The organism is Xanthomonas sp. NCPPB 3005 (genome assembly GCF_041228095.2).
In the GTDB taxonomy this organism is placed as follows: Bacteria; Pseudomonadota; Gammaproteobacteria; order Xanthomonadales; family Xanthomonadaceae; genus Xanthomonas_A; species Xanthomonas_A bonasiae.
This window is the reverse complement of sequence record NZ_CP166096.2, coordinates 260,341-275,028: the sequence shown is the minus strand read 5'-3', so window position 1 is coordinate 275,028 and position 14,688 is coordinate 260,341. Positions and strand designations below refer to the sequence as shown.

The following is a 14,688-nucleotide window of genomic DNA, read 5'->3' as shown; positions in this document are numbered from 1 at the left end:
GGCGCAGGCGCCGGCGCGGTGCGTTCAGGGCCACCAGAACGCAGTCAGTCGGGCGACACCCGGCTCGATCGCCGCGTCCTGCGGCACCGTCAGCACCACCACGCTGGCGGTGGGCATGCCGCGGTAGTCGCCGGACTGGCCGCTGTGCATCAGCGCGGCCAGCTGCTCCAGGCCCGGGTTGTGGCCGACCAGCAGCAAGCGCTCGACGTCGCGATGCTCGTCCATCAGCGCGGCCAGGGTGCCGGAGGTGGCCTCGTAGATCCGCGGTTCCAGGCGCTGCTCGGCATAGCCGGTCAGTTCCAGCACCGCTTCCAGGGTCTCGCGCGCGCGGCGCGCCGGCGAGCACAGCACGCGGTCGGGCACCAGCCGCTGCTCCAGCAGCCAGCGCCCGGCGGCCTCGGCCTCGGCCAGCCCGTGCGGCGACAGCGGCCGGTCGAAATCGGCCTGGCCGGTGTCGGCCGGTTCGGCATGGGCATGACGCAGCAGGATCACTTCACGCAGGACGATGGTCATCGGTCAGGCCTTCTTGAGCCACTTGAGCAAGGGTTCCCAGTCCTGCTGGTGATCGCGCACCTGAGCGGAACGGTAGTCGAACAGGCTGCGGCCGAGGCCGACCAGCACCACGTAGGCCTGGCTGTCGCGCAGCTGCGCCAGCACCGGATACGGCCAGCCGCCGAGCATCTCCAGCGCCTGTTGCGCGGCGTGGGTCCACGGCTTGCTGCGGTTGATCACCAGCCCCACCGGCAGCTTGCGCTGGTGCACCCGCGGCACCTTGGCCAGGGTGTTGAGGAAGCCGACGGTGGCCTCGATGTCCAGCGCCGAGGGCATCACCGGCACCACCACCGCGTCGGCCTCGTCCAGGAACTGGGCCAGGTCCTCGGCCATGGCGCCGGCGGCACCGTCGATGATCACCCGCTGGGTGTCGTCCGGCAGCGCCGCGCGCCAGTTGCGTTTGCGGCTGGCGTCGATCGGCAGCACCGCGCTGTCCAGGCCGGCGCGGCGCTCGGCCCAGCGGGTCGAGGAGCCCTGCGGATCGGCATCGGCCAGCACCGTACGCTTGCCGGCCAGCGCGTAGTACGCGGCCAGGTGCGTGGCAATCGTGGTCTTGCCCACGCCGCCCTTGGAGCCGGCCACCAGGATCGTCTTCATGCGCGCCTCGCTTCCGGAAGAAGAGGCCGCAGCGTACACCGGCCCCATGTTGGCCGGTAGTCAACGCGTAGCGGGCGGGGCGGCGCGTTGCTATCGTGGCGGCCCCACGGCAACGGATCGCCCATGAGCGAGCTGCAGGACCTGACCGCGCTGATCCGCGCCAACACCCCCCTGATCGTCATCGAGACCCAGGAGGAGGCGCGCATCGTGGCGCTGTTCCGGCAGGCGCTGATGCAGGTCTGGCGCGCGCTGCACCGCTGGTCGATCACCGAGGGCCTACGCCGCATCGACCTGGACCGCGAGGACGAGCCGAGCGGCCCGCCCGACGCCAGCGCGGTGCTGCAGGCGATCAAGCAGGCCGACCAGCGCGGCATCTACCTGTTGCTGGACGTGGTGCCGTACCTGGGCTACGCCAGCCACCAGCGCCTGCTGCGCGACATCGTCGAGCGCCGCCATTGCCAGCCGCACGTGCTGGTGCTGATCGGCGCCAGGATCGAGCTGCCGGCCGAGCTGGAAGCGCTGGCCACGCGCTTCAACCCGCGCCTGCCGGACGCCAATGCGCTGCTGAAGATGGTGCAGGAAGAGGCCGCCGGCTACGCGCGCGAGTTCGGCGGGCGCCGGGTCGAGGTGGACGGCGAGGCGGTCAAGCAGGTCGTGCGCAACCTGCAGGGGCTGAGCCTGATCGACGCGCGCCGCATCGCCCGCCAGCTGATCTACGCCGACGGCGCGCTCAACGCCGCCGACCTGCCGCAGCTGGCCAGGCTCAAGTTTGAGCTGCTCAACCGCAGCGGCCACCTGCACTACGAATACGACGCCACCCGCTTCGCCGACGTGGCCGGCGCGCGCCGGCTCAAGCGCTGGATCGAGCAGCGCCGCGCGGTGTTCGCCGGCACCGCCCCGCCCGGGCTGGACCCGCCCAAGGGCGTGCTGCTGCTGGGCGTGCAGGGCTGCGGCAAGTCGATGCTGGCCAAGGCCACCGCCGCCGGCTTCGGCGTGCCGCTGCTGCGCCTGGACTTCGGCTCGCTGTACGACAAGTACCACGGCGAGACCGAGAAGAACCTGCGCGGGGCTCTGGCCGCGGCCGAACAGCTGGCGCCGTGCGTGCTGTGGATCGACGAGATCGAGAAGGGCCTGGCCAGCGGCGGCGAGGACGGCGGCGTGTCGCGGCGCGTGCTCGGCTACCTGCTGACCTGGATGGCCGAGCGCGGCGGCACAGCCGGTGCCGGCGGCGTGTTCATCGTCGCCACCGCCAACCAGGTGCACGAACTGCCGGCGGAACTGCTGCGCAAGGGCCGCTTCGACGAGATCTTCTTCGTCGACCTGCCCGATGCCGAGACGCGGGTGGAATTGCTGCGCCTGCACCTGGCGCGACGCAAACTGCGCGAGGACGACTTCGCGCTGCCGGCGCTGGCCGCCGCGGCGAACGGCTTTTCCGGCGCCGAGATCGAGCAGGCCATCGTCTCCGGCCTGTATGCGGCGCATGCCGAGAGCCGGCCGCTGGACACCGAGCTGCTGATGCAGGAACTCCGCGGCACGCGGCCGCTGTCGGTGGTGATGGCCGAGCAGGTGCAGGCGCTGCGCGAGTGGGCGCGCGAGCGCACGGTGCCGGCGGATTGAGTGTCCGGCTGGGTTCCGTTTCGCTGCGGGAGGTGCTTCACCCTCGATCGGGGGTTTTGCCGGTAGTGCCGTCTTAGCGCCGCCTACGGGGCCCCACGCGCGATCGCGCGAAACGGAAGCGTCAGCCCAGCGCCCCGAGCAGCCACGCCCACGCCGGCAGCGTGGCCAGCGACAACAGGATGCCGTAACCGACCAACGCCGCCGCCAGCCGCGGCGCCAGCCGGTGCGAGATCGCCAGCGCCGCCGCGGTGATCATCGTCGGCATCGCCGACTCGAGCACGTTGGCCTGCAGCGCCTGTCCGCGCAGGCCCAGCGCCCACGACAGCGGCCAGGCCAGCGCCGGCAACAGCAGCAGCTTCAGCAGCAGGCCGGCGGCGAGCGGCTTGAGTTCCTCGCGCGGCAACCGCAACTGGATCGAGAAGCCCACCGCCAGCATCACCAGCGGCAGCATCGCATCGGCCAGGTGTTGCAGGCCCGAGGCGATCCACGCCGGCGGCTGCGCCGGCATCAGGGTCAACGCGAACGCCAGCGCCCACAGCGGCGGGAAGCGGGCCATGCGCAGCAGCGTCTGCCGCAGCGACGGCGGGGTCTCGCCGCCGTAGCGGGCCAGCACGTACAGGCCGAAGCTGGACAGCAGCACGAAGGTGCCGAACTGGTCGTAGACCACCGCATACGGCAGCGCCGTCTCGCCGAGCAGCGCGCGCACCATCGGATAGCCGATGAAGCTGGAATTGCTCAGGCCCACGCACAACAGCAGCGCCGCGTGCTCCTCGCGGCGCAGGCGCAGCGGCCGGCGCAGCGCCAGCACCGCCAGCACGGTGACGCCGGCCAGCAGCCACGGGGTCAGCATCAGCCCGAGCAGGGACAGGTTCAACTGCAGGCGCGGCACGTAGATCAGCACCGAGGCCGGCAGGCACAGGTACAGCACCACGCCGTTGAGCACTTCGGTGGTGTTGGCCGGCAACACGCGCAGGCGCGCGAACAGCTTGCCGAGCGCCAACATGGCCAGGATCAGGGCGAACGCGTCGAAAGCCATCGGTACAACGGGAATCTGGCGGGTACGCCGGCATCATCGCATGCGCGTGCCGGCAGGCCGGTCGATCACATGCGCCGCTGCGCGCGACGCGGCGGCGCTGGCGCTTGCAACGTTCCTGCGTCGGGGCTGAAGCCCCTCCCACAGTGCACCCAGCCGGCTTCGCGCAAGCCACTGTAGGAGCGGCTTCAGCCGCGACGAACGAAGCGATGCACCTTCGGTTTCGGATATGCCCGTGCGGTGGAGCGCGGCGTGGCGGCGCTGGCGCATGCAGCGGTCCCGCGTCGGGGCTGAAGCCCCTCCCACAGTGCATCCGGCCGGCTTCGCGCAAGCCCCTGTAGGAGCGGCTTCAGCCGCGACGAACGGAGCGATGCACCTGACGACCGCGCACAGCGTCGGGGCCGAAGACCCTCCCGCAGCAGCCCAACCGCGCCATCGCTAGCTGCTGCTGCGGCGGCGACTCAGGCCACAGCTCGAAGACAAGCGCAACTCAAGGCCAGGCGGGCGGCTTGGCCTGCCAGGCGGCCTGCACGTCGGCCAGGGTGGCGCGTTCGTCGTCGCGCCAGGCCGGCAGCAGCTTGGCGAAGTCGGCGCCAGCGCCCCACTGGTCCGGCCAGGTGCGCACGGCAGCGGCGTACCACTTCACCGCCTCGTCCTTGCGGTCCAGCCGCCACAGCACCAGCGCCAGCGTCGGCGGCACCCAGTCCGGCGCCGCCGGACGGCCGTTGACCAGGCCGCTCCACTGCGCCAGCGCGCGCGCCGGGTCGCCGCCACGCAACAGGTCCCAGCCGTAGTTCCACTCGATCTGGCGGCGCTGCGCGCCGGCGCTCAGCGCGCGCAGCGCCGTCTGGTACAGCTCTTCGCCCAGCTCGCGGCGCCCGCCGGCCATCGCGATCGCCGCCAGCTGCGCGCGCGCCTCGACCGCGTTCGGATCGCGTTGCACGGTGCTGGCGAGGCGATCGACCAGCGCCTCGCCGCTGCCGGCGATCGCCGTCACCGGCCGCGTGGTGCTGCGGTCCTGGTCGAAATAGAACTCCTTCGGCGCCGGCAAGGCCTGCGCGTGCGCATCGACCGCGGCCATGCCCACCCAGGCCAGCATCGCGGCCAGTGCGTATTTATGTGCATTCACTGCTGACAACCCCTTGGAGGTGGTCCCCTCCCCCATCCGCATCCTAACCGCGTCCGCCGCCGGGGGCGAGGGGCGGGCGCACAAAATGCCGCTGATACAATCGGGGGATCGTGCCTGGCCTGCGCCGGGCGCGCGCCAGCCTTCCATCTCCAGGCAAGCCATGAACCGCATCGCCGATCCGCGTCCGCCGTCCTCCCTCGCCACACCGGCCGCCGACAGCGTGGATAGCGGCTACACCCTGGAGCACAAGTACACCCGCACCGACGGCCGCATCTATCTGTCCGGCGTGCAGGCGCTGGTGCGCCTGCCGCTGATGCAGCAGTTGCGCGACCGCGCCGCCGGACTCAACACCGGCGGCTTCGTCAGCGGCTACCGCGGCAGCCCGCTGGGCGGCTTCGACCTGGAACTGTGGCGCGCACGCAAGCACCTGGACGCGGCCAACGTGAAGTTCCAGCCCGGCCTCAACGAGGACCTGGGCGCGACCATGGTGTGGGGCACGCAGCAGACCAACCTGTTCCCCGGCGCGCGCGTGGATGGCGTGTACGCGATGTGGTACGGCAAGGGCCCGGGCGTGGACCGCTGCGGCGACGTGTTCAAGCACGGCAACGCCGCCGGCACCTCGCGCCACGGCGGCGTGCTGGCGCTGGCCGCCGACGACCACGCCTGCCGCAGTTCGACCCTGCCGCACGGCTCGGAAGAGGAATTCGTCAGCGCGATGATGCCGGTGCTCAACCCGGCCGGGGTGCAGGACATCCTCGACCTGGGCCTGCTCGGCTGGGCGATGAGCCGCTACACCGGGCGCTGGATCGGCTTCAAGACCATCGCCGAGACGGTGGAATCCTCGGCCTCGGTGGAGGTGGATCCGTTCGCGCGGCAGATCGTGCTGCCGGAGGATTTCGCATTGCCGCCGGGCGGGCTCAACATCCGTTGGCCGGATCCGCCGCTGGACCAGGAGATGCGCCTGCACCGTTACGCAGTGCGCGCCGCGCAGGCCTTCGCCCGCGCCAACGGCGTGGACCGCACGGTGATGGATTCGCCGCATGCGCGGCTGGGCATCGTCACCACCGGCAAGAGCTACCTGGACGTGCTGCAGGCGCTGGAATACCTGGGCCTGGACGAACGCGCCTGCCGCGACATCGGCATCCGCGTGTACAAGGTCGGCATGACCTGGCCGCTGGAGCCGATCGGCATCGCCGCGTTCGCGCAGGGCCTGGACGACATCGTGGTGGTGGAGGAGAAGAAGGCCTTCATCGAGCGGCAGATGAAGGAACAGTTCTACAACTGGCCGGCCAGCGCCGGTCCGCGCCCGAGCATCGTCGGCAAGTACGACGAGGCCGGCGAGTGGATCCTGCCGTCCACCGGCGAACTGACCCCGGCGACCATCGCCGCGGTGATCGGCAAGCGCATCCAGCGATTCTTCAATACCGAGTCGATCGAGCAGCGGCTGCGCTGGATGGAGGCCAAGGAAGCGGAAATGGCCCTGCCGCGCGCCAATTTCCCGCGCGTGCCGCACTACTGCTCCGGCTGCCCGCACAACACCTCCACCGTGGTGCCGGAGGGCTCGCGCGCGCTCGGCGGGATCGGCTGCCACTACATGGTGACGTGGATGGACCGCTCCACCGACACCTTCACCCACATGGGCGGCGAAGGCGTGACCTGGGCCGGGCAGGCGCCGTTCACCGACACCCCGCACGTGTTCCAGAACCTGGGCGACGGCACCTATTTCCACAGCGGCTCGCTGGCGATCCGGCAGTCGATCGCCGCCGGCGTCAACATCACCTACAAGATCCTCTACAACGACGCGGTGGCGATGACCGGCGGGCAGCCGGTGGACGGCACGTTGAGCGTGCCCGACATCGCCCGGCAGATGCGTGCCGAAGGCGTGCACAGCATCGCCCTGGTCAGCGACGACATCGGCAAGTGGACGCGGCGCCGCGAGCAGTTCCCCAGCGACGTCGAGTTCCACGACCGCAGCGAGCTGGACGCGGTGCAAAAGCGCCTGCGCGAGGTCAAGGGCACCAGCATCCTGATCTACGACCAGACCTGCGCCACCGAGAAGCGGCGCCGGCGCAAGCGCGGCAAGCTGCCCGATCCGGCCAAGCGGGTGCTGGTCAACTCGCTGGTCTGCGAGGGCTGCGGCGACTGCGGCGAGAAGAGCTTCTGCGTGTCGGTGCTGCCGAAGGAGACCGAGTTCGGGCGCAAGCGGCAGATCGACCAGTCCGGCTGCAACAAGGATTACTCCTGCGTCTCCGGCTTCTGCCCCAGCTTCGTCACCGTGCATGGCGGCGCGCTGCGCAAGGGCCGCAAGGCCGACGCGGCCACGCTGCTGCAGGACCTGCCGCCGCCGGTGTTCCGCAGCGACCTGGCGCAGCCCTGGAACATCCTGATCACCGGCGTCGGCGGCACCGGCGTGGTCACCATCGGCGCGCTGCTGGGCATGGCCGGCCACCTGGAAGGCAAGGGCGCCAGCGTGCTCGACCAGACCGGACTGGCGCAGAAGGGCGGCGCGGTCACCACCCATATCCGCCTGGCGCGCCAGCCCGAGGACCTGCACGCGGTGCGCATCGCCGCCGGCGAGGCCGATCTGGTGCTGGGCTGCGACATGGTGGTGGTCAACGACTACTGGGCGCTGTCCAAGGTGCGCGGCGACCGCTCGCAGGTGGTGCTCAACACCTACGAGGCGATGCCCGGCACCTTCACCACGCACCCGGACATGCAGTTCCCCGCCGCCGACATCGTCGCCGGCGTGCGCCTGGCGCTGGGTGGGCGCGAGCCCTTGCTGCTCGACGCCACGCAACTGGCCACCGCGCTGCTCGGCGACGCCATCGCCAGCAACCTGTTCATGCTCGGCTACGCCTGGCAGCAGGGGCTGGTGCCGCTGTCGCACGACGCACTGATGCGCGCGATCGAACTCAACGGCGCCGCGGTGGCGATGAACCAGCAGGCCTTCGCCTGGGGCCGCCTGGCGGCGCTGGACCTGGCCGCGGTGCAGCAGGCCGCGGGCATGCCCGGCAGCGTCGCGGCCGGCGCCGAACCCGCTGCGCAACGGCTGCAGCAGCTGCCGCCCGGCGAGTGGGAAGGCCACGAGGGCGGTGCCAGCGCCGCGCCGCGCAATCCGCACAACGCGCGCCAGGCACGCGACCTGCCCGCCGCCGGCGATGCCGCCGACAGCGGCCATGCGCCGCTGGACGACAGCCGCCTGTCGCGCTCGCTGCACGAACTGGTCGCGCGCCGCCGCGCGTTCCTGGTCGATTACCAGGACGCCGCCTACGCCGCGCGCTACGCCGCGCTGGTGGAACGCGTGCGCGAGGCCGAGCAGCGCGTCGCCGCCGGTTCCACCGCTTTGACCGAGGCGGTGGCGCGCTACGCGTTCAAGCTGATGGCCTACAAGGACGAATACGAAGTGGCCCGGCTGTACACCAGCGGCGATTTCCAGCGCCAGCTGCAGCAGCAGTTCGACGGCGCCTATTCGCTGCGTTTCCACTTGGCGCCGCCGCTGCTGGCCAAGAAGGACGCGCAAGGCCGCGCGCTGAAGCGCGAGTACGGGCCGTGGATGTTCACCGCATTCAAGTGGCTGGCCAAGCTGCGCGTGCTGCGCGGCGGCGCGTTCGACCTCTTCGGCTACAGCGCCGAACGCCGCGGCGAGCGGCAGCTGATCGCCGACTACGAACGCACCGTGGGCGAGCTGCTGGAACGGCTCGCGGCGGACAACCTGGCGCTGGCGGTGGAGATCGCCAGCGTGCCGGAACACATCCGCGGCTACGGCCACGTCAAGGAAGCGCACCTGCACGAGGCCAAGCAGCGCGAGGCGCGGCTGCTGGCGACCTGGCGCAATCCGAAGGCGCTGCATATCGTGCAGGCGGCTTGAGCGATAGCGGTCGCGGATCGCGCGGTTGGGATCTGCCGTGCCGTATGCGCTGGAGAACAGCGCTTGCTTGGCGGAGAGGCGTCCAGCGACCAACGGCTTCCTGCACTGCGCGCACGATTGCTGGCATGCAGGGCGACACATGACGAATGTGGGAGCGACTTCAGTCGCGACGGGACGTATCGGCGAAGGCCCCCGTCGCGACTGAAGTCGCTCCCACACGTGTCAGCTTGGGAGTGGCAGGGCTGGTCCGAGTCCAGGAGCAACCAGCAACGCCTCGTGTGCAAGGTGCCGATTTCTGTAGGAGCGGCTTCAGCCGCGACATGGGCGACTGATGGCGCATGTCGCTGAAGCCGCTCCTACAGGTTGGACATCAGGCTTCCGCTTTCGATGTTCTGAAAGCATCGCCAGGCACTAGGCATGGGCCCCGTGGCCTGGAGATGCGCCGGGTCAGACGCGCGGATCCGGCGGCGTGCCGCGACCCGTGCCGTGGTAGCGATCCGAATGGAAGGCCTCGCGCACCGCCGCCTTGGCCTGCGCCCAGGTCAGCCGCGAGCGATCCTTGGCACGTTCCCAGCCGCTTTCCAGGTCCGTCTCCAGGCGGTCGTCCCAGTCGCGGTCCTGATAGCGGCTGCGCGCCTGGATGCCGTAGCGGTAGGCCGGGCGGTAGTCGTCGTAGCCGGCATCGGCGTCGCGGTAATCCACGCTGTCGAAGCGCTCGGCGTAGTAGCGGTCGCTGTCTTCGTAGGTGCGATACGTGGTGTCGGCACGCTGCCAGGAGTCGCGTGCCGCCAGGCGGGCATCCTCCCACTCCAGGCGCGACTCGCCGCGGCGCGTGCCCCAGTCGCGCGACAGCTCGGTTTCGGTCTCTTCCCAGCTACGGGTCGGATACTGCTCGCGCGCCTGCAGGCCGAGGCCGTAGGCCGCCGCATAGTCGCGCTCGTAGTCGTAATCGGACTTCACGTAGTCGCGGTTGCGGTATTCCTCGCGCCAGTACTCGGTTTCGCCGGTCGGGTCGATGCGTTCGGCCACGCCCTTGCCCGCGGCGGCACCGACGACGACGCCGACCGCAGCACCGATCAGCGTGCCGAGCGGTCCGAACACGGTACCGGCCAGCGCCCCGGCGGCGACGCCACCCGCGGTGCCGCCGACGCCGACGCCGACCGGATGCGAGCCCGGCGTGCCGGAGATGGGATCGCGATTGAGATCGCGTGCTTCGTTGTTGCTCATTGGGAACGCTCCGCAGTGATTGGGATCACCGGCCATCTGCATCGGCCCGTGGTGATCGCACAGTGGCGAACGTCCGGTTAATCCCCCGTGCCACCGGAGTGAGCGCGCGATGAGGCTGCACGTCCTTGTCCTCACGTGCCCGCAACGCGCCTCGGCAGACGCCGGCGCGGCAACGCCATGCTGCGGTGCATCGATTTGCCGGCCGGCGCCATGCAAGCGTGGCCGTCGATCTCCCGATACGCCGAGAAATCAATCCCAAATGCGCCACGTCGCGGCGTAGCGACCTGCTGCGCTTCGTGGACGGTGATGGACATCGCGTCTTCGCCCGGACGATCTGGCAGCATCGCCGACGCAGGGGATCTTCAGCCAGGACATGTCCATGAACAAGGCCGTTTCGACACTCGCCGCTTTGCTGTTCGTCGCTGCCGCCTCGCTGGGCATCGCGCCATCGGCACGCGCCCAAAGCGTCACCCTCGACTGTACCGGAAGCAACCTCTGCTATGCCGACGTGACGCCGGCCGGCGCCTACACCTACGCCTGGTCGTTCAACTCCAACGGGCTGAACGTGATCTATCCGGCAAGCTGCGCCAATCAGGTCTATTGCAGCTTCTACTGCCCCAGGGCCAGCGGCTACATCACCGCCAACGTGCTGGTCACCGATGCCAACCGGCAGACCGTGGGCTCGGCCAGCATGCGTGCGTTGTGCACGGCAGAACCGCTGTAGGCGGCGTTCGCAGCGGGCGTATCGGCACGCTGCGGCACATGCACCGCAGCGCACCGATCAGGCCGCCGGGCCGCGGCTGACCTCGCGCAGCACCGCGCCGTAGCCGCGGTACAGGTTGGCGGCAGGCAACTGCCCGTGCGCGCGCATCCAGCGATGCACCGCCGACAGCCGATAGAACGGCACGCGCACATACTGGTGGTGTTCGATGTGGTAGTGGATGGCGTGCGGCCCGCAGAAGAACGTCTGCCAGCTGCGGCGGACGATGCTGCGGGCGTTGTGGCGCTGGTCTTCGCACGCGGGATAGCCGGCATGTTCGGCGATGGCGCGAATGCGCGCGAACAATTGCAGGAAGGTCAGCGCCGGCAGCAGCCACAGGCCCAGGTACAGCCCTGCGTGGCCGAGCACGGCGAGCGTCCCCAGCAGCACGCCGTTGCTGACCGCGATCGAGCCCAGCACCAACGGCAGATGGCCGGCCGGCGCCGGCGCGCCGGACTCGGGGGCATGCGCGCGCCGCCGCCGCAGCGCATCGCGCACCGCGAGCACGTAGCCGATGCCGGTGACATCGCGCAGCAAGCGCGCCGCCAGCCGACGCCGCGAGACCGGGTAATCGGCGATGCCGAACACGATCGCCACCGGATCGTCGTCGGCCATCGGCGCGCGGTGGTGTTGCAGATGGCCCTGGCGATAGGCGAACAAGGACAGGAACAACGGCCCGGCCGCGCACAGTTGCGCCAACAGGTCATTGTGCGTCTGCCGCCGCGCCAGCAGGCCGTGCGCGCCCTCGTGCATCATCACCGCCAGCGCCAACTGGGTGCGCGCCACGAGCAGCGCCGCCAGCAGATACACCAGCGGATGCGGATAACGGATCGCCGCGGCGAAGCACAGCGCGATCATTGCCCAGTCCGATGCCAAGGCCAGCGCGCTGCGCCACGGACTCAGCCGCCGCAATGCCGGCGGCAAGGCGGCGGTCATGCGCCCTGCTCCTGCCGCACCGGCATAGGAGCGGGTGCGGGAACGACCGCATCGGCGCTCGGCACGCATTGCCCACGCGCCAGCGCCAGGATCAGGTGCACCCACAGCTGCAGGCGCGCGGGCGCATCGAGCGGGGCCGGCTCCGGCGCGGGCTGCGGCGGTTCGGCCTGCAGCGCACGGCACGCCGCTGCCACCGAATGCGCGAACGCCTCGCCATCGCCGCGCCACACCACCGTCCGGTGCGGCAGCCCGCGGGCGGCGGCGCGGCGCGCATTGCGCTGCTGCTCGGGCTGTTCGGTGAGCAGCAGCAGGATCGGCCGTCGATACACCTGCGCCACCGACAGCGCGGCCATGCCCGGCGCCGAGACCAGCAGCGTGCTGGCGGCGGCGCAGGCGATCCACTGCGGATCCTCGGCTACCCAGCCGGCGCGATCGGCATAGCCTTCGCCGACCCGGTGGCTGTGCAGGCCTGCGCGCTGCAGGCCCTGCTCCAGCGCCTGCGCCAAGGCCGGATCGCGGAAGTGCGGATTCAGGTACACCGCCGCGGTCGGCGCCTGCGGCGGCGCGCCTGGCGCGGCGGGCGCGGCCAGCGCGACCGGCGTAGGCAGGCGGAAACGGCGGCCGCACGCCTGCAGCCGCGGCTGCGCGAAATCGTGCTCCAGCTGCGCCGCCGCCGCGTCGATCTGCCAGCCGATCAGCCGCGCGAACAAGGCCGCCACCGGCCGCGGCAGGCGGCCGTCGAAATTCCCCTGCAACGCCGCGCGCAGGCTGGCGCCATAGACATGCACGATCTTGCGCCGCCAGCCCGGCAGCATCCCCATCACCAGCAGGGCCGGATGGAACGAATCGTTGAGAATCAGGTCGACGCCGCGCAGGCGACGCCGCAGCCGCAGGATGTCGCGCAGCATCCGCGCCGGATGCAGCAGGTAGGCGGCGACATTGGCGTCGGTCGCGGCCGCGCGCATGTTCTGCCGCGCATCGAACTGCACGGCGTAGCGCGGCGACAGCAACGCGGCGTCGATGCCGAAGCGGCGCAGGAACTGCATGCCCGCCGCGGAGGTGGTCAGCACATCGACGTGCGCCCCCTGCGCGCGCAGCGCATGGGTCAGCAATTGCGCACGCATCAGATGCCCGCGCGCATCGGCGGTGGCCAGGTACAGCAGGCGCGGCGGGTTCAGCGCCACACTGCGCCGCGCACGCGCAAGACCACGCCGGCCAGGTACATGCCCAGGGCGCCGCTGACGCCGAAGGCGCGATCGATCTGCCGCACCTCGGCCAGCAATGCGCTCAACGCCGGCTGTTCCTGCGCGTTCACCAACCGCTGCAGGATCTGCCGGCACTGCCGCACGTGCCGTTGTTCGTCGCCCAGCACCCGGCCCAGCAACGGCTGCAGCGCATGGTCGGCGGGCAAGGTCGCGCAATGCCGCTGCAGCACCCGCGACGCCATCTGCTCGGCGCACAGCCCGATCGCGAACGCGGGCACCAGCAGCCCCTGCGCGAAGGCGCCGGCATGGCGCTCGGCCAGGCGATGCCATTGCGCGATCTTGCGTCGGCTCAGGCGGTCGGGCCGGCGCGTGGGCTGCAGGTCGCCGCGCGCGGCCAGCGCGGCGGCGAACGCCTGCGCATGCCACTGCTCCTCCTGCAGGTGCCGGTCCATCAGCGGCACCAGCCAGGCCGGCCGCTGCACCGGCACTTCGCGCTGCAACGCCAACTCGGTGGCTTCCTCGCCGATCAGGTACATGCGCAGCAGCAGGCGTTCGCCGGCGATGCTGGCATGCAACTGGCGCAGCGCCGCGCGCTTGATCCGATCGACCAGCCACGCCTGCCAGCGCAGCCAGCCGCGCAGCGGCGGCGGCTCCAGGTCGCGCAGCGTGGCGAACGTGGCGCCCGCGGGTAGCGCCGTCACCGGTTGCCGCTCACGCGCGGTGATAGGACAGCGCCTGCGCATCGGCCTGGCCGCCACGGCGCCAGCCCAGTCCGCGCGCCAGTGCGCCGGCCATGTCCACCGCGGAGAAGCCGGCGATCAGCAGCAGCGCCGCGCACCAGCGCAGGCCGCGCAGTGGCGGCAGGTCTTGCCGGTTCAACGCGCGCGCGCTGAACCACAGGCGCGAGGCGAGCACGCACAGCGGCCCGAGCGGCCCGCTGCGGCCGAGCCACTGCAGCGCGTCGGGCAGGTAGGCGCGCACCAGATGCGGGGTCAGTCCCAGCGTGTCCTGGCCGCGCCACCAGCGCAGCTGCAGCGCCTCGCGGCGGGTATCCGGCAGCCGGTGCACGGTATGCGCCTGTGCCGCGTAGTGCACCGCCACCCCGGCCGCCTGCAGGCGCAGCCCCAGCACCTGGCAATGCGCGCGGTAGACGCCGTCCAGCGGCTGGTAGCCGTGCTGGGCGAACACCGCGCGCCGGAACGCGACGTTGTTGGCATAGAAATTCCGCGTCGCCTGCGCCTGCAGCGGACTGGGGAAGTACATGAAGTCCAGCGTGGTCAGCGCGGTGCCGAGCACATCGGCACGGTAGCTGGTGCGGCCGGCCACCGCCGCCGGCGCGGGCTGCTGCGCGAACGGCTGCAGCAGTGCGGCCAGCCATTCGCGATCCGGCAGACAGTCGGCGTCGGCGAACACCACATAGTCGCAGCGATGCGGATCGGTGGCGGCGAAGCCGGCGTTCTTGGCGTCGTAATAGCCGGTCGCCGCGTCGATGCGCACGAACCCGATCGGGCGCCCGGCGATCGCGACCAGCGCCGCGCAGGCCGCTTCGCTCAAGCCATCGTGGGTCACGATCAGCTGCGCCAGCGCGTCCAGCGGCACGCTCTGCGCGGCCAGCGCACGCATGACCCGCTGCAGGCTCGCCTCGGCGCGCACCGCCGCCGCGTCCCCGCCACGCAGGTTGTTGGTCTCCAGGACCAGGGCGCTGCGCGCGGCAATGAGCATCGACATCGAACAAGTCCCGGTAGGCGTCCATGGCCCGCGCCG

13 protein-coding genes are annotated in these 14,688 nt (G+C 71.1%); 3 read left to right on the top strand and 10 right to left on the bottom strand.

What is annotated here, in order from left to right; all coding sequences use genetic code 11:
- Positions 1-24 precede the first annotated feature (24 nt).
- On the bottom strand, positions 25-501 hold the full coding sequence (locus AB8810_RS01245; RefSeq protein WP_179571220.1) for a histidine phosphatase family protein: 477 nt from the start codon (positions 499-501) through the stop codon (positions 25-27).
- A gap of 15 nt (positions 502-516) precedes the next feature.
- Positions 517-1,149: a ParA family protein gene (locus AB8810_RS01240; protein ID WP_039006481.1), complete on the bottom strand. Its 633-nt coding sequence runs from the start codon at positions 1,147-1,149 to the stop codon at positions 517-519.
- A gap of 123 nt (positions 1,150-1,272) precedes the next feature.
- On the opposite strand from AB8810_RS01240, the gene AB8810_RS01235 reads away from it, so the two are divergent.
- Positions 1,273-2,766 (top strand): AAA family ATPase, encoded by a 1,494-nt coding sequence (locus AB8810_RS01235; RefSeq protein WP_369915303.1) that lies wholly within the window; start codon positions 1,273-1,275, stop codon positions 2,764-2,766.
- A gap of 121 nt (positions 2,767-2,887) precedes the next feature.
- Here the strand turns inward: AB8810_RS01235 and AB8810_RS01230 are convergent, their stop codons facing one another.
- Both AB8810_RS01230 and AB8810_RS01225 read right to left on the bottom strand, forming a co-directional pair.
- Positions 2,888-3,802, bottom strand: a complete 915-nt coding sequence (locus AB8810_RS01230) for an AEC family transporter (RefSeq protein WP_179571156.1) — start codon at positions 3,800-3,802, stop codon at positions 2,888-2,890.
- Positions 3,803-4,289: 487 nt separating this feature from the next.
- On the bottom strand, positions 4,290-4,898 hold the full coding sequence (locus tag AB8810_RS01225) for a M48 family metallopeptidase (RefSeq protein WP_179571221.1): 609 nt from the start codon (positions 4,896-4,898) through the stop codon (positions 4,290-4,292).
- Between the two features lie 190 nt (positions 4,899-5,088).
- Here AB8810_RS01225 and AB8810_RS01220 point away from each other — a divergent pair, with 190 nt between their 5' ends.
- Positions 5,089-8,796, top strand: coding sequence for an indolepyruvate ferredoxin oxidoreductase family protein (locus tag AB8810_RS01220; protein ID WP_369915302.1), 3,708 nt, complete (start codon positions 5,089-5,091; stop codon positions 8,794-8,796).
- Positions 8,797-9,243: 447 nt separating this feature from the next.
- Here the strand turns inward: AB8810_RS01220 and AB8810_RS01215 are convergent, their stop codons facing one another.
- Both AB8810_RS01215 and AB8810_RS01210 read right to left on the bottom strand, forming a co-directional pair.
- On the bottom strand, positions 9,244-10,023 hold the full coding sequence (locus AB8810_RS01215) for a hypothetical protein (RefSeq protein WP_179571158.1): 780 nt from the start codon (positions 10,021-10,023) through the stop codon (positions 9,244-9,246).
- Positions 10,024-10,154: 131 nt separating this feature from the next.
- Positions 10,155-10,337 carry a hypothetical protein gene (locus AB8810_RS01210; RefSeq protein ID WP_369915301.1) on the bottom strand — a complete coding sequence of 61 codons (183 nt, stop codon included), beginning with the start codon at positions 10,335-10,337 and terminating at the stop codon, positions 10,155-10,157.
- Positions 10,338-10,402: 65 nt separating this feature from the next.
- On the opposite strand from AB8810_RS01210, the gene AB8810_RS01205 reads away from it, so the two are divergent.
- The gene (locus AB8810_RS01205) at positions 10,403-10,747 is read left to right on the top strand and encodes a hypothetical protein (protein WP_179571160.1); all 345 of its coding nucleotides are present in this window, start codon (positions 10,403-10,405) and stop codon (positions 10,745-10,747) included.
- Between the two features lie 57 nt (positions 10,748-10,804).
- Here AB8810_RS01205 and AB8810_RS01200 read toward each other — a convergent pair whose 3' ends face one another.
- The 4 genes from AB8810_RS01200 to AB8810_RS01185 are packed head-to-tail and all read right to left on the bottom strand — an operon-like array spanning position 10,805 to position 14,652.
- Positions 10,805-11,719, bottom strand: coding sequence for a fatty acid desaturase family protein (locus tag AB8810_RS01200; RefSeq protein WP_369915300.1), 915 nt, complete (start codon positions 11,717-11,719; stop codon positions 10,805-10,807).
- On the bottom strand, positions 11,716-12,903 hold the full coding sequence (locus tag AB8810_RS01195; protein WP_369915299.1) for a hypothetical protein: 1,188 nt from the start codon (positions 12,901-12,903) through the stop codon (positions 11,716-11,718). The genes AB8810_RS01200 and AB8810_RS01195 overlap by 4 nt, the downstream gene beginning before the upstream one ends.
- Positions 12,894-13,625: a hypothetical protein gene (locus tag AB8810_RS01190; RefSeq protein WP_369915297.1), complete on the bottom strand. Its 732-nt coding sequence runs from the start codon at positions 13,623-13,625 to the stop codon at positions 12,894-12,896. Before AB8810_RS01190 ends, AB8810_RS01195 begins: the two co-directional genes overlap by 10 nt.
- Before the next feature lie 10 nt (positions 13,626-13,635).
- Complete coding sequence (locus AB8810_RS01185) at positions 13,636-14,652, bottom strand: glycosyltransferase family 2 protein (protein ID WP_206229249.1); 1,017 nt, start codon at positions 14,650-14,652, stop codon at positions 13,636-13,638.
- Positions 14,653-14,688: the final 36 nt, after the last annotated feature.